This window comes from Mucilaginibacter sp. P2_A4 (genome assembly GCF_056405015.1).
In genome coordinates this window covers 869,237-891,463 of the sequence record NZ_JBFUCX010000001.1, presented here as the reverse complement: position 1 = coordinate 891,463, position 22,227 = coordinate 869,237, and the positions used below count along the sequence as shown (strand labels likewise).

Annotated in this window: 18 protein-coding genes; 5 read left to right on the top strand and 13 right to left on the bottom strand. The window is 41.9% G+C overall.

Going from position 1 to position 22,227, the window contains the following annotated elements:
* Positions 1 to 123: 123 nt before the first annotated feature.
* Positions 124 to 780: a peptide-methionine (S)-S-oxide reductase MsrA gene (gene msrA, locus AC1DYB_RS03400; protein ID WP_477432438.1), complete on the bottom strand. Its 657-nt coding sequence runs from the start codon at positions 778 to 780 to the stop codon at positions 124 to 126.
* Between the two features lie 80 nt (positions 781 to 860).
* Entirely contained in the window at positions 861 to 1,124 is a 264-nt protein-coding gene (locus AC1DYB_RS03395; RefSeq protein ID WP_295711692.1) for a DUF3820 family protein, read from the bottom strand.
* A 129-nt stretch (positions 1,125 to 1,253) separates the two neighbouring features.
* On the opposite strand from AC1DYB_RS03395, the gene AC1DYB_RS03390 reads away from it, so the two are divergent.
* On the top strand, positions 1,254 to 1,490 hold the full coding sequence (locus AC1DYB_RS03390) for a hypothetical protein (RefSeq protein WP_295711690.1): 237 nt from the start codon (positions 1,254 to 1,256) through the stop codon (positions 1,488 to 1,490).
* A gap of 73 nt (positions 1,491 to 1,563) precedes the next feature.
* On the opposite strand, the gene AC1DYB_RS03385 is transcribed toward AC1DYB_RS03390, so the two are convergent.
* The 8 genes from AC1DYB_RS03385 to AC1DYB_RS03350 form a co-directional block, all read right to left on the bottom strand.
* Positions 1,564 to 2,853: an MFS transporter gene (locus tag AC1DYB_RS03385; RefSeq protein WP_477432435.1), complete on the bottom strand. Its 1,290-nt coding sequence runs from the start codon at positions 2,851 to 2,853 to the stop codon at positions 1,564 to 1,566.
* A 19-nt stretch (positions 2,854 to 2,872) separates the two neighbouring features.
* Entirely contained in the window at positions 2,873 to 3,532 is a 660-nt protein-coding gene (locus AC1DYB_RS03380) for a beta/alpha barrel domain-containing protein (protein WP_477432433.1), read from the bottom strand.
* Entirely contained in the window at positions 3,529 to 4,569 is a 1,041-nt protein-coding gene (locus tag AC1DYB_RS03375; protein ID WP_477432431.1) for a PfkB family carbohydrate kinase, read from the bottom strand. The genes AC1DYB_RS03380 and AC1DYB_RS03375 overlap by 4 nt, the downstream gene beginning before the upstream one ends.
* A complete protein-coding gene (gene uxaC, locus AC1DYB_RS03370; protein ID WP_477432429.1) occupies positions 4,566 to 5,978 on the bottom strand; it encodes a glucuronate isomerase in 1,413 nt (470 codons plus the stop codon). The genes AC1DYB_RS03375 and uxaC overlap by 4 nt, the downstream gene beginning before the upstream one ends.
* A gap of 9 nt (positions 5,979 to 5,987) precedes the next feature.
* Positions 5,988 to 7,187 (bottom strand): mannonate dehydratase, encoded by a 1,200-nt coding sequence (uxuA, locus tag AC1DYB_RS03365; RefSeq protein WP_477432634.1) that lies wholly within the window; start codon positions 7,185 to 7,187, stop codon positions 5,988 to 5,990.
* A 227-nt stretch (positions 7,188 to 7,414) separates the two neighbouring features.
* Complete coding sequence (locus AC1DYB_RS03360) at positions 7,415 to 9,115, bottom strand: sodium/sugar symporter (RefSeq protein WP_477397023.1); 1,701 nt, start codon at positions 9,113 to 9,115, stop codon at positions 7,415 to 7,417.
* A gap of 52 nt (positions 9,116 to 9,167) precedes the next feature.
* The gene (gene xylA / locus AC1DYB_RS03355; protein WP_295711680.1) at positions 9,168 to 10,496 is read right to left on the bottom strand and encodes a xylose isomerase; all 1,329 of its coding nucleotides are present in this window, start codon (positions 10,494 to 10,496) and stop codon (positions 9,168 to 9,170) included.
* Positions 10,497 to 10,708: 212 nt separating this feature from the next.
* A complete protein-coding gene (locus AC1DYB_RS03350; RefSeq protein ID WP_477432426.1) occupies positions 10,709 to 12,199 on the bottom strand; it encodes a xylulokinase in 1,491 nt (496 codons plus the stop codon).
* 131 nt (positions 12,200 to 12,330) lie between these two features.
* Here AC1DYB_RS03350 and AC1DYB_RS03345 point away from each other — a divergent pair, with 131 nt between their 5' ends.
* The 4 genes from AC1DYB_RS03345 to AC1DYB_RS03330 all read left to right on the top strand — a co-directional run bounded on the left by AC1DYB_RS03345 (position 12,331) and on the right by AC1DYB_RS03330 (position 17,565).
* Positions 12,331 to 13,368, top strand: a complete 1,038-nt coding sequence (locus AC1DYB_RS03345; protein WP_295711676.1) for a LacI family DNA-binding transcriptional regulator — start codon at positions 12,331 to 12,333, stop codon at positions 13,366 to 13,368.
* 686 nt (positions 13,369 to 14,054) lie between these two features.
* Positions 14,055 to 15,362, top strand: coding sequence for a cytochrome ubiquinol oxidase subunit I (locus AC1DYB_RS03340; protein WP_477432424.1), 1,308 nt, complete (start codon positions 14,055 to 14,057; stop codon positions 15,360 to 15,362).
* A gap of 12 nt (positions 15,363 to 15,374) precedes the next feature.
* Complete coding sequence (locus tag AC1DYB_RS03335; protein WP_477432422.1) at positions 15,375 to 16,385, top strand: cytochrome d ubiquinol oxidase subunit II; 1,011 nt, start codon at positions 15,375 to 15,377, stop codon at positions 16,383 to 16,385.
* 151 nt (positions 16,386 to 16,536) lie between these two features.
* Positions 16,537 to 17,565 carry a GntR family transcriptional regulator gene (locus AC1DYB_RS03330; RefSeq protein WP_477432419.1) on the top strand — a complete coding sequence of 343 codons (1,029 nt, stop codon included), beginning with the start codon at positions 16,537 to 16,539 and terminating at the stop codon, positions 17,563 to 17,565.
* Between the two features lie 206 nt (positions 17,566 to 17,771).
* Here AC1DYB_RS03330 and AC1DYB_RS03325 read toward each other — a convergent pair whose 3' ends face one another.
* The 3 genes from AC1DYB_RS03325 to AC1DYB_RS03315 all read right to left on the bottom strand — a co-directional run bounded on the left by AC1DYB_RS03325 (position 17,772) and on the right by AC1DYB_RS03315 (position 22,125).
* Positions 17,772 to 19,127, bottom strand: coding sequence for a 3-keto-disaccharide hydrolase (locus AC1DYB_RS03325; protein ID WP_477432417.1), 1,356 nt, complete (start codon positions 19,125 to 19,127; stop codon positions 17,772 to 17,774).
* A 229-nt stretch (positions 19,128 to 19,356) separates the two neighbouring features.
* Positions 19,357 to 20,688 carry a Gfo/Idh/MocA family protein gene (locus AC1DYB_RS03320; RefSeq protein ID WP_295711670.1) on the bottom strand — a complete coding sequence of 444 codons (1,332 nt, stop codon included), beginning with the start codon at positions 20,686 to 20,688 and terminating at the stop codon, positions 19,357 to 19,359.
* Positions 20,689 to 21,093: 405 nt separating this feature from the next.
* Positions 21,094 to 22,125 (bottom strand): aldo/keto reductase, encoded by a 1,032-nt coding sequence (locus tag AC1DYB_RS03315; protein WP_477432415.1) that lies wholly within the window; start codon positions 22,123 to 22,125, stop codon positions 21,094 to 21,096.
* Positions 22,126 to 22,227 lie beyond the last annotated feature (102 nt).

Genomic DNA, 22,227 nt, shown 5'->3' with positions numbered 1-22,227 from the left:
CGACGTTATTTTGCGGCACCCATATTTACCTGCTGTTATTCACAAATTGAGCATCCGCTATGCTTAAAACACAAGAAAGCCGTCTCAAATCAATGAAACGGCTTTTTCATTAGCGCCAAATCGTTATTTCTTAAACTCCGGCTTTAAATCGGCAGCCATTGCTTTCCTGAATTTCATTACTTTAGGTGTAGAAACCGATGCGATGTATGGCTGATCCAAATGGGTTTTATAATATCCCTGGTGATAATTTTCAGCAGCATAAAATACAGTGAAGGGTACAACCTGTGTAACTACAGGGTTGATGTAATGCTTTGACTCATTCACTTTTTTAATGGTGGCCTCCAAAATATTTTTTTCTTCAGGTGTCCTATAAAATGCAATTGAACGGTAATCGGTACCCTCATCAGGTCCCTGGCGATTTAATGTGGTAGGATCATGGGCAAAGAAAAATGCCTCAGCCAGCTTAGCATAACTGATTACTTTTGGATCATAGTAGATCTGCACCGTTTCGGCATGGTTAGTAGTGGCCGTGCTAACTTCCTCATAAGTTGGATTTTTGGTGTTACCACCTGCATATCCGGATACCACTTTGTTAACGCCTTTCAGTTCAGACATAGCCTCGCCCATGCTCCAAAAACAGCCACCACCAAAAGTAGCAAGGGCTTCGCCGGTTTTCGGTTTAGGGAGAGTTGCCATTGCGTTGCCACCTTGTTTTGGTTGACCGTTTGCACAGCCAACAAATAAAAATACACCTGCGATATATAATATTAACTTGTTCATGATTATTATATTTTTAATTACTTAGACGTATATACGCAACAAGCCTTACAGCCGGATGGTCACCGTAAGGTAATCTTGGACTACTTGAGTTTAGGGCTGATACCTGACCCTTTTTGAAGCGATTTTCTGACCATAAACAGTATATCCCCCAGGCCGTTTGTTTTGATCTCGAAAACAGTTGACAACATCATCCCCAGTTTATCTTTAGTAAAACCCTTGCCGGCCATCCATTCCAGGTAACTTATAGGTATATCAGCTATAATAGTGCCTTTATATTTACCGTAAGGCATAGGGGTTTGTACAATATCTATCAGTACTTTAGGATCGGGCTGTAAGTTTTCCACAGAAGCAAAGGTAAAGGAATTTTAGGCTTTTGTTTTAATTGATTACCAGGAATTAACTGTAAATCTTTTCAATCCAAAAGAGGGGCAAACACAAAGCATTGCCATGTGTTACCTTTAAAATTATAAACTATGGAACAGCAAATTGAAGCTACATTAAGTGGCACCGATAGTGAAATTGATGGCATCTTACAATCTATTACATATGGCAACTTTACAAAAGCATATGAATTTAAATCTATTGACGGAACATTACACCTGATTATAGCTAAAGATAACGATGGCGAATGGATCAGGCTAACAGGTACCGAGCCTTACTTATCCAGCTGGATAGATGAACTGGCAGAACAGGTAAGTTCATTAAAATAAACCGGTATAAATTGATTCGTTCGCTCGGGAGCTAAACTCTCCCGAGCAAATGAATTATTGCAATTAAACCCCATTATAAATTAACAGGTTTCATTTTAGGCGAAAGCAAATGCATGATAAACCATGCCAGCAAGTAAGCACAACCGCATATCAGGAAAATGATATTATAGCCCGTTACCAGGTGCCCGCTCTCTTTATAAAATTCTAATATATGCCCAACCAAAAACGGGAACAGTATACCACCTACCGAACCCGCCATACCACCAATACCTATTACAGAACTAAGTGCCCTTTTAGGGAACATATCTGATGCAGTGGTAAAAATATTAGCACTCCAGGCCTGGTGAGCCGCTGCAGCTAAACTTATTAAAGCCACGGCCTGCCATACATTAGTGGCGTACATGGCCGATATAATAGGCACAACACACAATGCAAATATAAACATGGCCGTTTTGCGCGCTTTAAATACAGGCCATCCCTTTTTTATAAGATACGATGATAAATAACCACCACCAATACTACCTATTGACGTAGCAGTATAAACCAGGATTAAAGGAAGACTTGGTTTTTTAAGGTCGAGATTAAAAGTGCTTGAAAAATACGAGGGCAACCAAAACAGGAAAAACCACCATATAGGATCAGTTAAAAATTTACCTATCACAAAAGTCCAGGTTTGTCTGATACCAAAAAGCTGTATCCATTTTATCTTGCTTTCATTTTCTGCTAATAAAGCTTCATCAGCATCACTGTTAATATATGCAACCTCTTCCGGAGTTACCTTTTTATGCTTTGCCGGAATCTCATAAAAAATCCACCAAAATATAAGCCACACAAAACCAATAGCGCCGGTTATTAAAAATGCCATCTGCCACCCATAAACACCCAATATCCATGGCACCATTATAGGTGCAACTACTGCCCCAATATTAGCCCCTGAGTTAAATATGCCCGTTGCAAATGCCCGCTCCCTTTTTGGAAACCACTCTGCTACTACTTTAATTGCAGCCGGAAAATTACCCGATTCGCCTAAGCCCAAGGCGGCCCTAACCACCCCAAAACCTAATGTACTTGTAACAATGGCGTGAAGCATGGCAGAAATGCTCCATACAATCAATGATATCGTGTAACCTAATTTGGTACCTATTTTATCAATAAAACCACCAAAAAGTAACAACCCTAAAGCATATGCGGTAGAAAATGCCATTACGATATAACCGTAATCGGTTTCTGTCCATTTAAACTGAATTTCAAGTACAGGCTTCAATAGGCCTATCACCTGCCTATCGAGGTAATTTATTGTTGTAGCAAAAAATAAAAGTGAAACTACAACCCATCTGTAGTTTCCAACTTTGGTTTCTCTCATTATAATTGGTTTAAATTGGTTATTTGCAGGTTTGTACCATCTCCAGCAACTTTATAGTATCGTTATACAATTGGTTATACAAACGATTTTCAAGTACATTTTTACTAATTAGCTTACTGCCCATGCCCACAGCACAAACCCCTGCCCTAAACCAGGTGCTGATATTATCAATATTCAAATCTACCCCACCTGTAGGTATGAACAATTGACCCGAAAACAGATCCCGGATTGAAGAAACAAACTCCGGCCCCAAAATATTGGCCGGAAAGATCTTGATCAGCGCCGCCCCATGTTGCTGCGCGGTATGGATCTCGGTAGGTGTCATACAGCCCGGTATCCACAACAACTTATGCTGGCTGGCTATTTTCTCCACCTCGGGATTAACAATTGGCGATACAATAAAATCGGCTCCTGCGCTGATAAACGCGGCAGCTTCTGCACCGGTTTTTATAGTACCTATACCCAAAAACAGATCGGGCATTTCATCCTGCTGCGCTTTTTTCAAAACCTTGAAATTAGCCAAAGCGGCAGCGCCGCGGTTGGTATATTCAAACACCCTTACTCCTGCTTTATATAGGGTACGGGTAATTTCCAGGCTCACATCTGCATCTTCATAAAAAAACAGCGGCAACGTACCCTGGGTTAGTATAGCATCAAGTACTATTTCTTTTTTGCTCATGATTTAATGGCTTTAATAATTTCTTCAACTGTTTTATTGGTGGCGTCGCCTTCAATAAATAGTTTGGTGTATGCGGCTGCTGTAGCAAATTCCAGTGTTTGTCGTGGATCCAGGTTATTATAAAACCCATATATCAACCCTGCCATAAAACAATCGCCGCTGCCTACTTTGTCAATTACCTCATCAGTATCGTATTGGTTGGAGTTATATAGCTTGTCTCCGGTGTACAGGGCAGTATAATATTCTATTCCCTTACCTGCGTCAAAGCGGAAAGTATTGGCAACAGCCTTGCATTTAGGATATTGTGCCATGATACTTTCTGATGTTTGCAAGGCCTCTTTGAGGTAGATGCTTTTTTGCCCCGATTCGTGAATATCTGGTGCGATAGGTATACCCAGCATCATTTCGGCAGCCCAGATATTGCCCATCATAAGGTCGGCATATCCTGCCAATTTTGGCATAATATCAATGGGCTCCTTACCGTATTTCCATAGCTTTGAACGGTAATTGAGATCAATAGAGATGGTGATGTTTTTAGCAGAAGCAGTTTCCAGTACTTCTAAACAAACATCTGCTGCATCCTGGCTAATAGCCGGGCAAATCGCGCTAAAATGAAACCAGCTTACACCATCCAAAACTTTATCCCAATCAACCTGTCCCGGTTTCAGGGTAGCAAATGCCGAACCTGCCCGGTCATATATCAGCGCATTGTTCTTAATATCCTTGCCGCGGGTTAAGTAATACAGGCCTATCCTATCACCCGTTGTGAAAACCGAAGATGCGTCAACCTTTTTTTGCTGAAGATAATCAGCTATTTGTTTGGACATCGCATTGCTGGGCAGGGCCGTAAAATATGCAGATGGCAGATCCCATAAAGCTAAAGCGGTAGCTACATTCAGCTCGGCCCCGCCGATAAAAAATGGTAATTGGTTATCATTAAGCCATTCGCCACCAGCATCCGGGCATATCCTTAACAACAGCTCACCAAAAGAAAGTATTTTGCCCTGCGGAGATTTTATTTCAAGTGCCCGGCTCATTTTGACTGATCGAAATTAAAGTAATTCTTAGCGTTATAGTAACAGATATCCTGGATGATCTTACCTGTCCATGTGATGTCATTTGGCAGTTCGCCATTTTCAATATCATCACCAAACAGGTTACAAACTAACCTGCGGAAGTACTCGTGCCGGGGGAAAGACAGAAAACTGCGCGAATCTGTAAGCATACCAACCATCCGGCTGATAAGGCCAATATTGGAAAGCGCATTAAGCTGCTTAGTCATACCATCCTTTTGATCCAGAAACCACCATGCCGATCCAAACTGCACTTTACCGGCAACAGAGCCATCGTTAAAGTTGCCCGTCATTGAAGCCATCAACTCGTTGTCCGCAGGGTTTAAATTATACAATATGGTTTTGGCCAATTGATTAGTGGTATCCAATCGGTTCAGGAATTTAGATAATGCCCTACCCTGCGAAAAATCACCAATGGAATCCCAACCTGTATCAGGCCCGAGTTCGCTTAAACCGCGTGCGTTGTTGTTGCGTAATGCGCCTAAATGTAACTGCATCACCCAACCTTTTTCATGATTCCAAAGGGCAAACTGATGTAGCAATGCCGATTTAAACTTCAGGATCTCATCAGCCGATAACTCCTGCCCGCCCCTTATTTTTAAATATATCGAGGCAATTTCTGTTTCTGTGTAATCCTCCGCGTAAACCTGTTCCAAACCATGGTCTGATAAACGGCAACCATTTTTGGCAAAATAATCATTACGGCTTTTTAAAGCTGCTAAGTAAGCCTCTATAGAATCCATTGGATTGTTAGCTATGGCTTCCAGCTTATCAATGTAGCTATTTAATACAGCCAAATCATCGGCATTCATAGCTTTATCCGGCCTGAAAGTTGGCAATACCTGCACCTCATAGCCATCGGCCTTAATCTGTTGATGATATGACAAATCATCCAACGGATCATCAGTTGTACAGATAACCTCTACATTTTTATTTCTGATGATATTACGAACGCTATATTGCGGCAATTGCAGTTTGTTGTTGCAATCCGTATATATTTCAAGAGCTGTTGCCGGCGAAAGCAATTCGTTTATATCGAAATATCGCTGTAATTCCAGGTGTGTCCAATGGAAAAGTGGATTGCGTAAAGTATACGGAACGGTTGCTGCCCATTGTTCAAATTTCTCCTGGTCTGATTTATTACCGGTTATGTATGCCTCATTAACACCATTAGCACGCATAGCACGCCATTTATAATGATCGCCATTGAGCCAGACCTTTGTGATGTTCTCAAAATTAATATCCGCCGCTATCTGATCGGCCGGTAAATGGCTATGGTAATCTATAATTGGCAAATCGGCAGCATAATCATGGTATAAACGCTGCGCCGTTTTCGTATTTAGCAAAAAGTCCTGATCTAAAAACCCTTTCATCCTATAAATTTATGCCTTATCAAATAAAGACCGTTTAACACCCATTTCCAAACCTCGTAATTCGGCCAAACCCTTCAACCTGCCTATGGCAGAATATCCGTGGTAGGTTTTGTAATTAAAATCATCCAGCAATTTATGCCCATGATCAGGGCGCATAGGTATAGCAATATCCTGGCGACCGTCCTTTTCTCTTTTTTGTTGCTCCAGAACAATGTTCTTCATTACTGCATACATATCAGTGCTTCCTCCCAAATGTTCAGCCTCATAAAAGCTACCGTCGGCCTCGCGCTGTACATTGCGCAGGTGCAGAAAATGAATGTGTTCTCCTAACCTTTCCACAATACCGGGCAAATCATTATCAGCCCGGGCTCCCAACGAGCCGCTGCAAAAAGTTAAACCATTGCTTGGTGATGGGCAAAAGTTTACAACATCCGCCAGATCCTGTTCGGTAGAGACCACCCTCGGCAAACCTAATATCGGGAAAGGAGGATCATCGGGATGGATACACATTTTAACTCCAGCCTGTTCTGCAGCCGGGATAATGCCTCTTAAAAAATAGGCGAGATTTTCCTTTAATCCCGCTGCATCAACATTGGCATAACGTTGCAAATGCTCCTTAAATTCGGCAATGGATAATGTTTTATTGGTACCCGGAAGGCCGGCCATCAGGTTATTGATGAGCTGTGCTTTTTCATCAGCTGTAATGCTATCAAGGTACTGTTTGGCAATCTGCTGCTGTGCGCTGCTATAATCATCCCGGGCGCCATTGCGCTCCAATATGTACAGATCAAAGGCGGCAAGTGCTTTTGCATCATACCTTAAAGCAGTTGCCTGGTTAGGTAGCAGGTAATCAAGATCGGTACGGGTCCAATCCAAAACAGGCATAAAGTTGTAACATACGATTTCAATACCAGCCTTTGCCAAATTTTGAAGCGTACTGATGTAGTTTTCAATGTACTTGTCTCGGTCTGCACCGGCAGTTTTAATGCTCTCATGGATGTTTACACTCTCCACAACCGACCAGCGCAGTCCGGCCTCTTCAATCAATTTTTTGCGTTGGATGATTTCATCCAATTCCCACACCTCACCTACCGGAATATGATAAAGTGCAGTAACGATGCCTGTAGCTCCGCATTGGGAGATTGCTGTAAGTGTAACCGGATCGGCTGGGCCAAACCATCTAAATGTTTGTTCTAAATTATTCACTATAGGTTAATGGTATTGTAGTTTGTAAGGGGCAAATTACACATCATTATTTTAGGATGGAAGCCTTATTTGAAACAATCTACGATAACGATTGCGTGAAATGCGAAAGTAGCAGCGGTGATAAACTGGCGGCACATATCATAACGAGCATCAGAGAAATTTTCATTCATAAAAAAAGAGCGGCAGGAAATTAACCCGCCGCTCTTTTAATATTTAAACAATCCTATCTGCTACCAGAAAACAGAATAAAGCGCTACAACTATTCCTGTTATAATTAACGCGCCAGCCAAAAATCCTTTTGAGGTTTTAAACATAGATGCATCAATTTCCAATCCGTTAGTGGTAATACCTCTTGCCTGGTCAATTTTTGATATTATATACATACCAACAACGCAAATGATGAATACAAAGCCCATACGATCAAGGAAAGGTATCTCATAAAGCTGGGTTACCTTATCATCCTGTAAAGCCAGTTTCGAGAAACCATATGGCGACAGGAAGCTTAGATCGGCAAAGCGAGGTAACAATTTAAAGAAGCACGACATGATGAAACCACCGATGGTAGCAAACATGGCCGCGTTTGAAGTTGCTTTTTTCCAGAAGAAACCAAGGATGAACATGGCAAATATACCTGGAGATACAAAACCTGTATATTCCTGTATATATTGAAAACCTTGCTTACCCTCGCCCATTAATGCCTTGCCAATAAGCTCGGATAAAATGATACCCAATACCATAGCTACCACAACAGACCATTTACCTAAATTCACCAATTTTTTATCAGTAGCACCTGGGTTAATGGCTTTTTTGTAGATATCCAGTGTAAAAATAGTAGCGATACTATTTGCCTTACCTGCCAGTGAAGCTACAATTGCAGCTGTTAAAGCAGCAAATGAAAGTCCTTTCAACCCGGTTGGCAACAAGTTCAATAACGATGGATAGGCCTTATTAGGATCCATAACACCCGATGAACTCATCATTTCCTGGTGGAACATACCTTTTTGATAAAGCAAGTATGCAGCAATACCCGGAAGTACTACAATAACCGGCATCAGCAATTTAAGGAAAGCCGCGAACAGGATACCACCACGGGCAGTTTTAAGGTTTGCACCCAAAGCCCTTTGCGTAATGTACTGGTTACAACCCCAGTAGTTAAGGTTTGTGATCCACATACCACCTATTAGTACCGATAAACCCGGAAGATCCATATAGTTTGGATTATCTTTCTTGAATATCATGTGGAAGTGATCTTTAGCTTCGGTATGCAGGATTTTGAAACCATTCAATAAGCCTGTAGTGCCTTCTTTTTCACTTAATAGCGTTAATGCAAGGTAAGTCGCCATTAAACCACCTAATATAAGCACAGCAACCTGTATAACATCGGTATAACCGATTACCTTCATCCCACCCAGGGTTATAAAAACAGAGAATGCAGCCAATAACCAGATACACAAGTGAATATCCAATCCTGATATACCGCTGATAGCCAATGCGCCAAGGTAAAGGATTGACATTAAATTAACCACAATGTACAACAACAGCCAAAAGATGGCCATGATCATAGCTACCGTGCCATTATAGCGCTGGTGCAAAAATTGCGGCATGGTGAAGATCTTGTTTTTAAGATACACCGGGATAAAAAATACAGCCACAATGATCAATGTAATGGCCGCCATCCACTCGTAAGTTGATATGGCTAAGCCCATCTTAAATGCCGATCCGCTGGTACCAATAAACTGTTCTGCAGATATATTGGATGCGATCAATGAAGCACCGATTGCCCACCACGTAAGCGACCCTTCGGCCAAAAAGTAGTCTTTGGAGGTCGCGTCTGCGTTATGCTTACGCTTGTATACCCACCAGCCATAGCTGGAAACTATAACAAAGTAGATTAAAAATACAGCATAATCGCCGATTGAGAGGGTTTTCAGGTTCATTGGTTGGTTAAATTGGTTTTAATAATGTTAGATTGACAATTATAAGCTATATATAGCGATTTATCAAATTTTCTAAATATTCTTGTTTACCACTTAGCGTTTTAGGTTCGCCATTGGTAATTGCATAGGTACGCAAATCTTCTAATGAAAGCTTACCTTCTTCAAAATCTTTTCCAGAACCGGCATCAAATGATGCATATCTGTCAGTACGGATCTTTTTGTAATCTGATTTCTGCAGGATGCTATCAGCAATAACTAAAGCACGGGCAAAAATATCCATACCACCAACGTGAGCGTAGAACAAGTCGGCCGGATCGGTTGAGTTACGACGGATTTTGGCATCAAAATTAATACCACCACCCTGTAAGCCGCCTGCCTCCAATATGATCATCATCGATTCGGTGATCTCATTTATATCATTCGGGAACTGATCTGTATCCCAGCCGTTCTGCGTATCGCCTCTGTTGGCATCTATCGAACCTAATAAACCAGAATCGGCTGCAACCTGCAACTCATGCTGGAAAGTATGGCCAGCTAAAGTAGCGTGGTTCACTTCCAGGTTAAGTTTAAAGTCGTTCAACAGGTCGTACTTCTGCAAAAAGCCAAATACAGTAGCTGCATCATAATCATACTGGTGCTTGGTAGGTTCGCAAGGTTTTGGCTCGATGAAGAAATTACCTTTAAAGCCTTGTTTGCGGGCATAATCTTTAGCTGTATGTAAAAATTTTGCTAAATGCTCCTGCTCGCGTTTCATATCGGTATTCAGCAGGCTCATGTAACCCTCACGGCCTCCCCAGAATACATAGTTTTCGCCACCCAAAGCAATGGTAGCATCAATAGCCGCTTTCACCTGGGCACCTGCATGGGCCAGTACATGAAAATCGGGATTGGTAGCAGCACCGTTCATATACCTGCGGTGACTGAACAGATTTGACGTTCCCCAAAGCAATTTTACGCCACTTTCGGCTTGTTTTTGTTTAGCGTATTCAACCAATGCCTGTAAACGCCTGTCGTTTTCGTTAACATCATTGGTATAATCAACAACATCCACATCATGGAAACAGTAATAAGGCATGTTCATTTTGGTAATGAACTCAAATGCCGCGTCCATTTTGTCTTTGGCACGTTCAACAGCATCGGCTTTTTCGTCCCATGCAAAAATGTGGGTGGGGCCGCCAAACGGATCGGCACCATTACCGTTAAATGAATGCCAGTAAGAACATGCAAAGCGTAAATGCTCGGCCATAGTTTTGCCTGCTACTACCCTGTTAGCATCGTACCAACGAAACGCTAATGGATTGTCTGATTCGAGGCCTTCAAATTTAACCTCGCCTATTCCTTTAAAGAATTCCTTTTCTCCGGTGATAATACTCATATTTTTAATTATTGATTTACTGATTTAATGAATTATAGAATTTCCCTTTTTTAATCTTTTGCCTTTGACCTTTCACCTCTAACCTTTTGCCTTTGACCTCTAACCTTTTGCCTTTGACCTCTAACCTTTTGCCTTTGACCTTTCGCCTCTAACCTTTTGCCTTTGACCTTTCACCTCTAACCTTTGACCTTTTGCCTTTCGCCTTTGCCCCTTTAACCTCTCACCGCCTTTAACCTAACGTCCAAAAGTTCTTTCCATTCCTGGTAAACCGGTTCAAACTGCTGGGTTGCATGGGGCTCTATTAACTGTATGGCTTTTGTATTACTGAAAGCCTCTGCCGGCGATTTAAAAATGCCTGCTCCTATTCCCGCGCCTAATGCCGCACCTACGCTGCCATCGTTATTATATAACTCAACGGGTACACCTGTGGCGTTTACAAAAGTTTCGGTAAATAGTTCGCTTAAAAACAAATTGCTTTTACCCGCACGGATAACTGTAGGATTCATGCCGTTACTGCGCATAATATCAAACCCATAACGGAATGCGCAAGCAATGCCTTCCTGTACCGCCCTAAAAATATGAGCCTGGGTATGCAGGTTAAGGTCGATATTTTGAAAATGGGCACCCACCTGCTTGTTGTTTAGCATTCGCTCGGCTCCATTACCAAAAGGCAGCACACGCAAGCCATCGCTGCCTAAGGGTGCTTTTTTAGCTTCGTTGTTTAACTGGGTATAGCTTAAGCCCGCACCGAAATTATATTTTGCCCAACGGTATAGGCTGCCGGTACCATTGATACATAATAATACACCCAAACGTTTTTCTTCTTCGGCGTAATTTACGTGCGCAAAAGTATTGATGCGCGACTGCTGATCATAAGCCAATTGATCACTCACCCCATATATCACTCCCGATGTGCCAGCAGTAGCTGCTACTTCACCGGGGTTCAGTACGTTTAAGGAAAGGGCATTATTGGGTTGATCGCCCGATTTGTAAGTTACCGGGATGCCCGCTTTTAATTTCAGGCTTTCGGCAACCGAAGCAAGTAAGGTTCCGTGTGATGAAAATACCGGGTTTATTACCGGGAACAAACTTTCATCAAAGCCAAAGTAATTGATAACATCTTTAGATATGCTGTTGGTTACAAAATCAAAGAAAACCCCTTCGGACAATGCCGAAACAGACGTAGTGATCTCGCCGGTTAGTTTCATGGCTATATAATCACCAGGCAGCATGATCTTATCTATTTTTTCATAAATAGCGGGCTCGTTTTCCTTTACCCAGGCCAGTTTAGAGGCTGTAAAGTTCCCGGGAGAATTTAACAGGTGCGACAAACATTTTTCTTCGCCAATGGATGCAAACGCTTTATCGCCAATTTCTACGGCGCGGCTATCGCACCAAATAATACTATCGCGCAAAACGTTCTGGTCTTTATCAACCAAAACCAAACCGTGCATTTGGTAAGCAATACCTATGGCGGCGATATCCTGCGAATGGTAAGTATTTTTAGCATGGCATATTTCCAAAGCTTTTTGAGCTTGCTCCCACCACATAAGCGGCGATTGCTCGGCCCAACCGGGGTGTACAGCTTTTATTGGCGATTCCTCATCCGGGTATTGTGCCGAGGCAACAGTTTGTTGCGTAGCAGCATCAACAACGCTAACTTTAACAGACGAGGTACCTATATCGATCCCTAATAACAACATAGCTTTTTCTGGGTTATTAACATGAACATTAAAACAGGTTTATTTTTTGGTAACTTAACGCCACGAAATTAAAGAAATATTTGAAATTGCAATCGATTGCGTAAATTTTTTTTTCCAACTTGCACTTTATAATGAAAAAAGTAAAACGCACCACCATTTATGACATTGCCGCCAAGCTGGGCATAACTGCTTCTTCGGTATCAAGAGCGCTGAACAACAGCAACCAGGTGAACGAAAAAACCAAAGAGCTCATCATCAAAACTGCCGATGAGTTAAACTACAAGCGCAATATACTGGCCTCCAACCTGCGTAAAGGACATTCCAAAACCATTGGTGTAGTGGTACCACGAATTAATCAGAATTTTTTCGCGAATGTGATAGCAGGTATTGAAGAAGCTACTTATCAAAAGGGTTATAACTTAATTATCTGCCAATCCGGCGAGTTGCATGATAAGGAGATCCAATGCGTAAACACTTTAATAAACCAGGATGTGGATTGTATTGTGATATCCGTATCGGCCGATGGAAATGATTACCAGCACCTTCAAAATGTAATAGACCACGGTATCCAGCTTATCCAGTTTGACCGTGTGGCCGAAGAACTGGAAACGCTTAAGGTCATCAACGATAATGAGCAGGCATCGTACGAAGCTGTATCACACCTGATTGAAAGTGGCTATAAACGTATAGCGCTGCTGGAAGGCCCACAAAACCTGAGCATTTTTAAACAACGTAAGGTGGGTTATTTACGGGCCTTAAAAGATTATAATATCCCCGTTATTGATGAGCTGATAGTTGAAAACGCCTGGACAAAAGAACTTGGTGCCGAGGGAACCCGCAAACTATTGACACTCCCACAGCCTCCTGATGCCATATTTGCCTCCACATCTGATTTCTCGGCCCTGGGTGTGTTGGAAGTAGCTAATGATATGAAAATTAAAGTACCAGCTGAATTGGGTGTTTGCGGCTATGCCAATGAAAGTTTTTCTGAGATCACCAGTCCGTCCATTACCACCATAGATCAGTTTAGCGTTTATATGGGCAATACCGTTGCCAACCTGTACTTCCAGGAAAAGGGCAATACCGATACCACAGCTAAACCAAAGATCATCAGTATAAAACCAGAATTGATCATTAGGGGATCAACTGCGAGGAATGCTAAAGTTTAGGCTATTTGAGTGCATTTTTGTTCTCTTGCCAAGTTTGAACCGTGTATACACAAGTATATATACTCCGTCAAGAGTTACCTCTTTGTAGAAATAAATAAAAAAAGACGGACGTGCGCCGTGTATATGCACCGTTAGGTGCTACCTGTTTGTAGAAAATAATTAACAAAGGAGAACGTGCGCCGTAGGTGCTACCCTAAATCGACAAAGTAAATAACCTTTTTAAAAGGTAGCCTCTACGAGGCAAAGGTTTATGGCATATTTTTCTACAAACAGGTAGCACCTAACGGTGCAAGCTGCACTTTTTTGGTATCCACACAATAGCCCGGGAAAGGGCGCATTGCATTGCCATACGGCGGGATCTGTTCTCCACTATATCCGCCAAATAACAGGTAGCACCTAACGGTGCAAGCTGCACTTTTTGGGTGTCCACACAATAGCCCGGGAAAGGGCGCATTGCATTGCCATATGGCGGGATATGTTCTCCACTATATCCGCCAAATAACAAGTTCCACAGCCCCCTCAAGGGAAGAATGCCCCGCTTTCCTCTGTCACTTTTACTAAATTCTATCCACTAATACAAGACGTTACAATAAAAAACCGCTAATTCATATTCAATATCAATTAACATTTCTGTTACATTTGTGCGATATAGCTTTTAACTTTCAACCATAATTTATATCACGACTATGGATGATTTTATCGCAGCAAGGTCGCAAATGGCCTTATCATTAGGTTTTCATATCATCTACTCCTGCATTGGTATGGTTATGCCTGTTTTTATGGCTATATCGCATTACAAGTGGATAAAAACTAAAGACCCTGTTTACAAAAACGTTACCATTGCCTGGAGTAAGGGTGTAGCCATATTTTTTGCTACGGGTGCAGTATCCGGCACTATGCTTTCATTTGAACTTGGTTTGCTGTGGCCTTCGTTTATGAAGCATGCAGGTCCTATTTTTGGGATGCCATTTTCTTTGGAAGGGACTGCTTTTTTTATTGAGGCAATTGCCCTTGGATTTTTCCTATACGGGTGGAACAGACTTAACACCTGGTTCCATTGGGTTACCGGAGTGGTGGTAGGTATAAGCGGGATAGCATCGGGAATTTTAGTGGTATCGGCCAACGCGTGGATGAACAGTCCATCAGGTTTTGATTATGTGAACGGTAAATACCTCAACATTGATCCATTAAAGGCTATGTTTAACGAAGCCTGGTTTTCTGAATCATTGCACATGACCATTGCCGCGTTTTCGGCCACTGGTTTCGCGGTAGCGGGTATCCACGCGCTGATGATCTACAGGAAAAGAAACGTTGCTTTTCATACCAAATCATTTAAGATAGCCATCATATTTGGCGCAGCAGCAGCTATTTTACAACCGTTTAGCGGCGATATATCTGCAAAAGGGGCAGCAAAAAGGCAACCCGCCAAACTTGCCGCAATGGAGGCATACTTTCATACCCAGGAATATGCCCCCCTTGTTATTGGCGGCATACCCGATACCGCAGCTAAAAAAGTAAATTATGGCCTGGAGATTCCGGGTTTGCTGAGCTTTTTGGTTCATGATAATTTTAAAACATCCGTAAATGCGCTGGATAAGATCCCGGTAAAAGATCAGCCTCCCGTTGCCATTATGCATTATGCTTTTCAAATCATGGTTGGTATTGGTACGCTGATGATGTTTATCGGTATACTATATTTTATTGCCCTTTGGAAAAAAAGAGATTGGTTCAACAAAGGTTGGTTCCTTAAACTATTTATTGTTGCTACACCATTGGGTTTTATTGCACTTGAGGCCGGATGGACAGTTACAGAAGTTGGCAGACAGCCATGGATCATCCAGGGTGTAATGCGCACCAGTGATGCAATAACCAAAATGCCGGGCATCCAGTATACTTTTTACCTGTTCACCTTTATTTACTTTACCCTAAGCGTATTTGTTATTTTCCTACTGAAAAGACAGATCCAAATGGTACCTGAATTGTACGACCGTTAACCCGCCGATATTATGTTATACGTTGTTATCCTTTTTTTATTTGCCTCAATTACCCTGTACTTCCTGTTAGGAGGAGCAGATTTTGGCGCGGGCATTATCGAGCTTTTTACATCAACCGATAATAAACACCGAACCCGTAAAACCATGTACCAGGCCATTGGCCCCATATGGGAGGCTAATCATATGTGGCTTATTATTACCGTGGTGATTCTTTTTGTGGGATTCCCGGATATTTACAGTGAAATGTGCACTTATCTGCATATTCCATTGTTGATTTTGCTATTGGGGATCATTGCCCGCGGCACCGCGTTTACCTTCCGTAATTACGATGCTATTAAGGACGAGAAAACACAGGGTTTTTATAACCACATGTTTGTTTATTCCAGTTTTGTTACGCCCTTGTTTTTGGGCATTATTGCCGGCAGCGCGCTATCAGGCCAAATTGATCCTACAGCAAAAGATTTTGTACATGCTTATATTTTCAGTTGGTTTAACTGGTTTTCTGTAGCCGTTGGATTTTTTACTGTAGCACTTTGCGGTTTCCTTGCAGCTATTTATATAGTAGGCGAAACAGATAATGTTGATGACATTAAACGCTATATCAAAAAGGCAAAAGTATCAAACATTGTTGCTGCCATTTGCGGCGGACTGGTTTTCATAGCCTCGGATATTGAGCATGTGGGCTTATCAAAATGGATTTTTGGCAACCCCATAGGCCTGACAGCTGTAATAGCAGCTATCCTGTCATTGATATTACTTTGGTTTATTATATCCGACAAAAAGAACCGTCAATGGATCAGGGTGTTGGCAGCATTCCAGGTAAGCATGATCCTGATCTCGGTTGGGGCAAGCCGTTTCCCCCGCTTTGTGATCTTTAAAGGCGGCAGCTCCATGTCGCTGTTAGCCGATCACGCCACTAATAATACTATTGATGACCTTGCCATAGGTTTGCTGATTGGGAGTATGTTTATACTACCTGCATTGGGGTATTTATATTACAGTTTTCAGCGGAAGGACAGGTAAAATTGCTTGAACCGGAAGAGAAAACCAGGCAAAGAAATAATTGGTTCCTTCAACATAAAAACACGCCGTCATCAACCATCCTTTACTATCTTTTTAAATTAAAAATATAAATGCGGAATATTACATTTGTGCCAGGCCCAATTATATAAGTGTGAAAAATTATCTTAAAATATTATCCATTGATGAGTATTCCATTACCCCAAAATACCTTCAGTTATCAAATGCTATTATCAGGGCAATTGAAAATGGTGATATTGTAAAAGACGATATGCTGCCATCTATCAATGATCTCAGCTTTGCACTGGATACTTCACGCAATACCATTGAGCGGGTTTACAGGGAATTGAAAGACAAGGGCATTGTAAGCTCGGTACCGGGAAAAGGGTTCTTTATCTCAAATACCGATTTTCAGAAACCGTTAAAAATATTTTTACTTTTCAATAAATTAAGCGCTCACAAGAAGATAATATACGATGCTTTTGTTGCTACCATCGGTGAGCTGGCAACAATTGATTTTTATATTTATAACAACGACTTCTACTTTTTTAAAAAGATAATTGCCGAGAGTTTCCAAAGCGACTATGCCAAATACATCATTATACCACACTTTTTGGATAATGAAACCAAGGCTCACGAAATTATCAATACCATTCCAAAAGATAAACTGATATTGCTTGATAACCTGGTACCTGGTGTAGGCGGAAAATTCGCGGCCATTTATGAGAATTTCGCATCGGATGTTTATGAAGCGCTAAAAAAACTGCTGGATAAGCTTACCAAGTACCAAACCATTAAACTCATATTCCCTGGCAAAACATATCATTCCAAAGAGATCCTGAAAGGCTTTCTTAATTTTTGCCGGCAATATGCTTTTGATTATGAAGTGGTTGATTCTTTAGCTTCTGAAACTATTAAAATAAATACCGTTTATATCAGTTTAATGGAAGATGACCTGGTTGTCCTGATCAAAAAGATCATTGCGGCTGACCTCAAGGTAGCCAGGGATGTAGGTGTAATATCTTATAATGAAACTGCACTTAAGGAGATCATACTTGATGGTATCACCACCATATCTACCGATTTTAAGCTCATGGGCAGCAAAACCGCAGAGTATGCATTAAGCAATTGTCATGAGCACTTTGCAGTGCCATTTAATGTAACGCTGAGGAGTTCATTGTAGAAGCCCCCTCTTGTATTAAAAACTTCGTTATTTCGAACGAGGCACGAGGAGAAATCTTCTACGACTTGCATGTTCGCTTGTCGCTTATATAAGATTTCTCCTCACCCCATTGCTCGTGCCACCCCACTGTTTGTCTAAATGGCAATTTTTTTTATTAAAAGATGTATCCACACACCACCTCTCTTGGAAAGGACTGTGCGTGGCTCCTATTTCAACTCTTTAACCTTTATACTTCTAAAAAACACCTCGTTACCATGATCCTGTAATAACAGGTGCCCTTGAGGGGCTTCGCCAAAGTTTTTCCAGATGGTATATTTACTCATGGCTACCAGGTCTTTGTAAGCTTTGGAGCCGCGTTCATATTCCAGTACTTTAACACCATTCAGGTAATGTTCTACATGGTTGTTTGGATAAACAACTACCCTGCCGGTATTCCAGGCACCGATAGGATGAACAAAACGGTCCTGTTTGTTGGCCTTTATGAGGTCATATAGCGAGGCTAAAGTTCTGTCGCCATCCCGGCCAAGTTTGGCATCGGGGTGCAGTTTATCATCCAGCACCTGGTATTCCAGACCTATGGCCGATCCTGTGGTAACTTCGCTAAGCGTAACAAAATATTTAACACCACTGTTGGCGCCAGGTGTCAGCTTAAACTCAAACGACAGATCAAAAGCACTGTAATTATCATTGGTAACTATATCACCACCACCAGATTCTTCCTTACCTGCAGAAGGCAGCACATGCATGGTGCCATTAGCTACCTCCCAACCATGATCAGGAAAGCTTTTAAGGGTTGCTCCATGCCAGCCTGTATTGTTTTTTCCATCGTAAAGCAACTTCCAACCGGCGGCCTTCTCGGCGGGCGTGATACTGTTTGGCTGCAGGTTTACCACGTAAACATCTTTAGGGAAGGGTTTTGATTTTAAATTGACAGTTTGCAGGTTAAAGTTTTTGAAGTATACTTTTTTGCCTGCCTGTTTCTGATCAGTAACAGCATGTACCTGTAAGGCAATAAAACCTTTTGTATCAATGGTATCTACCACATCGGCTGTTGGGATGCCGTTTACCCATGTTTTCATTTCGTTGCCAATACATTCTATACGGATATGATTGTATTCTCCTACTTTAAAGGCATCTTTTGCGGCTGCGTTTAAATCCAGTGGATATAACCAGTCACGCCTGCCCTCATCATAAATACCGCCCGTCCATTTACGATCAGACGGATCAATTTCAAACTGGCGGCCATAAACCAGGCCTTTACCATCATGCCCGGCAGGATTGTAGTGACTGCGGGTTTGCACTCCCGAATTACTTAGCTTGCTTTCAATTTTCGCGTCAAGCTCTAAAATGAAATTGCCATATTCCTTTTCGGTAACTAAAAAGGTGTTGCCAGAGTTTAAAACTGTGGTACCTACAATGGCACCATCTTCTACATTATAGTCGGCGGTACCGGCAAGGCGTTTCCAGCCTTTAAGCGTTTTACCATCAAATATTTTTGTTTGAGCCTGGGTCAAAGAGGCTGTGGTTAATAAAAGAATTATTGGATAGATGTATTTTTTCATAGTATGGTTTTATTGTTCAAAATTCATAATTATGTAATTGCGTGTGCAACGTGAAAATCGGGAACCTTTCAAGTTCGCGATTGCTTCGTTCCTCGCAATCACATGGTGTAGAGGAACGTTTTGTCATCCTGAACATAGTGAAGGATCTATTATTCGCCATGCTTCTTCGCCCTGTAAAGTCTGCGATTAGATCCTTCGCTATCGCTCAGGATGACAAAGAATTTATTCTTTACACCTTCACTTCCCAGCCCTTTTCATACTCCCTGCTCCAAAGTTTTTCAGCTTCGGGATCATTCAGGATATGGCCATTGGTAGGGTCAATGTGCAGTACCCTGTCCACGCGGTAGGATATATTCCCTAATTGCGGCAGCAGGGTTGATTTAAAGCCGATTTCGATAGGGCAATTCAGTGGTGCTACTCCCCTAACCCCATCAATAAAGTTTTTCATATGGAAGCCATCCAGCGCTTCGGTAGGGCTTACTTTGTTGGTGGCATCCACTTTGGTATCATCTTTAATTTCCTTTACCAATTTGTTATCGCCGTCATAAACCTGGTAACCATTGCCGCTACCATAAAATAAGGTTCCTTTATCGCCATAAAATATTACGCCACGACCCAATTGTTCAATATTAAAGCCGTTGCTGCTGCGACTTTCCCATTCGGCGGCAGTATTATTGGGGAAGTTATAAAGGATATTTTGGGTATCCGGCGTTTGCCAGTCATCATTAAAGTGAAAGCGGCCACCGGTTGATACTACCTTATTAGGATAATCAACACCCAAACCCCAACGAATCACGTCGAGCTCATGGGTACCGTTGTTGAGGGCCTCGCCGGTTCCCCAGTTCCAGAACCAGTGCCAGTTGTAGTGAATAAGGTTATCCTGGTATGGCTTTCTCGGTGCCGGGCCCTGCCATAAATCATAATTAAGATTAGCGGGCACAGGCACCTGCTTGCCATGACCAATGCTTAAACGATGGTTGGTATACCATCCTTTTGCATAATAAGTTCTGCCGATAACGCCATCATGCAGTTCCTTAACCATGGCCTGCACGTTTGAGAATGAGCGTCTTTGACTGCCCATTTGCACCAAACGATTATACTTTTTTGCTGCTTCAACAGCCATTTCGCCTTCATGTGGATTATGACTGCAGGGCTTTTCTACATATACATGCTTACCGGCCTGGCAGGCCATAATAGTTGCCGGCGCATGCCAGTGATCGGGCGGGGCAACAACCACGGCGTCAATGGCTTTTATCTCGAGCATCTTGCGGATGTCAGTAATACCTTTAGGTCTTTTACCTGTTATTTTAAAGATCTCGTCGATAGTTTTATCCACCACCTTTGAATCTACATCACAAATATATCCTATCTCTACATTGGGGATTTTAGCATAGTTCTGGGCTAGGTAAAGGCCACGACTATTGGTTCCCATCATACCTAAAACTACTTTTTCATTAGGCGATCCCTTAAAAAATGAGGCGGCCTTTGATACCTGGGTTCCAAGCAGGAAACTGGTTCCGGCAACTGATGTAGTTTGAATGAACTGTCTACGGTTAAGCATAGCTAAAATGGGTTAATTGGTTTATAACACATTGCCCGGCGGGCAGGGGCGGCAAATTAGCTAAGTTTTGTAAAGCCTGAAAAAAAATGGGAGTTTTTTTTTAACAGCCATTGTAATTTAACTGTTACTTTAATTATGGAGTATAATTATCGCGAATGTTTATTTCTAAAAAACAAGCCTCAGCAAGTGGGCTTGTTTAAAATGATAAGGTTTAGGAATTTAAGCAGACCTTAATACTAACCGTTTTCATTATAAAAGTAGTTAATTTCCACTACCAAAAAAATAGTATTAATACGGAATTTGGGGATTGATGAGACGTAATTTTACGTAAACAATAATGAACCCCGATAGATACCTTAGCGATAGATTTAAAACCTATCGCTAAGGTATTTCACTTAATATGGTTTAATATTGTATTGGCAGCGGTACCAATTTGGTGTCCTGGCGCTGATGCCAATATGGATAAACTGGTGCAACCTCACTGGCAGCATCCAGTTTTTTAACCTGGTCTATAGTTAAATTCCAGCCAACGGCATCAAGGTTTTGTTTAAGCTGCTCCTCGTTGCGGGCGCCTATAATGATGTTGGCAACAGTTGGCCTTTGTAATAACCAATTGATTGACACCTGTGCAACAGATTTACCTGTTTCCTCGGCTACCTCGTCCAAAGCATCAACAATGTTGTATAAATGATCAAAGTTGGTGGCCGGGCCATGCGCACCGCCTTGTACCGTTCTTGAATTTTCAGGTATCGGCTGACCTCTCCTGAACTTGCCGCTCAACTGACCAGATGCTAAAGGACTCCAAACTATGGTACTAACATTTTGATCAATAGCTAAAGGCATCAGCTCCCATTCAAATTCGCGGTTCAACAGCGAATAATAGGCCTGGTTAGCCACGTACCTGCTCCAGCCATAACGCTCAGATACAGACAGCGACTTCATTAAATGCCAGCCCGAAAAATTGGAACAGGCAATGTACCTTACTTTGCCGCTGGTTATCAGGTCGTCCAGCGCACGCAGGGTTTCCTGAACCGGCGTTGTGGCATCAAAGCCGTGCATATGGTATATGTCAATATGATCTGTTTGCAGGCGGCGTAAACTATCCTCGGCTTGCCTGATCAAATGAAAACGAGATGAGCCATAGTCATTAGCGCCATCGCCCATGCTAAAGGTTGCTTTGGTACTAATAAGCACATCCTTGCGCAATCCATCTAAAGCTTTACCCAATATTTCTTCAGAGGTGCCCCTTGAGTACACATTCGCGGTATCAAAAAAGTTAACGCCGGCATCAAGGCATAAATTGATGAGCTTTTTAGCTTCATCAACCTGCGTATTACCCCAGGCTTTAAAAAACTCATTTCCACCGCCAAAAGTGGCAGTGCCAAAACTTAACACGGGCACTCTCAAACCCGATGCTCCTAATTGTCTGTATTCCATTGTGGTATTTTTTAATGTAAGTAATTACATGATGTAGGTACATAACAAAGCTAAAACTTAATGTTTTTAAGGTTGTTTTTTACTAATCATCTATTTGTCATT

Coding starts and splice junctions, on each gene's coding strand:
- msrA (WP_477432438.1), bottom strand. CDS start 780: ATGAACAAGTTAATATTATATATCGCAGGTGTATTTTTATTTGTTGGC.
- AC1DYB_RS03390 (WP_295711690.1), top strand. CDS start 1,254: ATGGAACAGCAAATTGAAGCTACATTAAGTGGCACCGATAGTGAAATT.
- AC1DYB_RS03385 (WP_477432435.1), bottom strand. CDS start 2,853: ATGAGAGAAACCAAAGTTGGAAACTACAGATGGGTTGTAGTTTCACTT.
- AC1DYB_RS03380 (WP_477432433.1), bottom strand. CDS start 3,532: ATGAGCAAAAAAGAAATAGTACTTGATGCTATACTAACCCAGGGTACG.
- AC1DYB_RS03375 (WP_477432431.1), bottom strand. CDS start 4,569: ATGAGCCGGGCACTTGAAATAAAATCTCCGCAGGGCAAAATACTTTCT.
- uxaC (WP_477432429.1), bottom strand. CDS start 5,978: ATGAAAGGGTTTTTAGATCAGGACTTTTTGCTAAATACGAAAACGGCG.
- xylA (WP_295711680.1), bottom strand. CDS start 10,496: ATGAGTATTATCACCGGAGAAAAGGAATTCTTTAAAGGAATAGGCGAG.
- AC1DYB_RS03350 (WP_477432426.1), bottom strand. CDS start 12,199: ATGTTGTTATTAGGGATCGATATAGGTACCTCGTCTGTTAAAGTTAGC.
- AC1DYB_RS03345 (WP_295711676.1), top strand. CDS start 12,331: ATGAAAAAAGTAAAACGCACCACCATTTATGACATTGCCGCCAAGCTG.
- AC1DYB_RS03340 (WP_477432424.1), top strand. CDS start 14,055: ATGGATGATTTTATCGCAGCAAGGTCGCAAATGGCCTTATCATTAGGT.
- AC1DYB_RS03335 (WP_477432422.1), top strand. CDS start 15,375: ATGTTATACGTTGTTATCCTTTTTTTATTTGCCTCAATTACCCTGTAC.
- AC1DYB_RS03325 (WP_477432417.1), bottom strand. CDS start 19,127: ATGAAAAAATACATCTATCCAATAATTCTTTTATTAACCACAGCCTCT.
- AC1DYB_RS03320 (WP_295711670.1), bottom strand. CDS start 20,688: ATGCTTAACCGTAGACAGTTCATTCAAACTACATCAGTTGCCGGAACC.
- AC1DYB_RS03315 (WP_477432415.1), bottom strand. CDS start 22,125: ATGGAATACAGACAATTAGGAGCATCGGGTTTGAGAGTGCCCGTGTTA.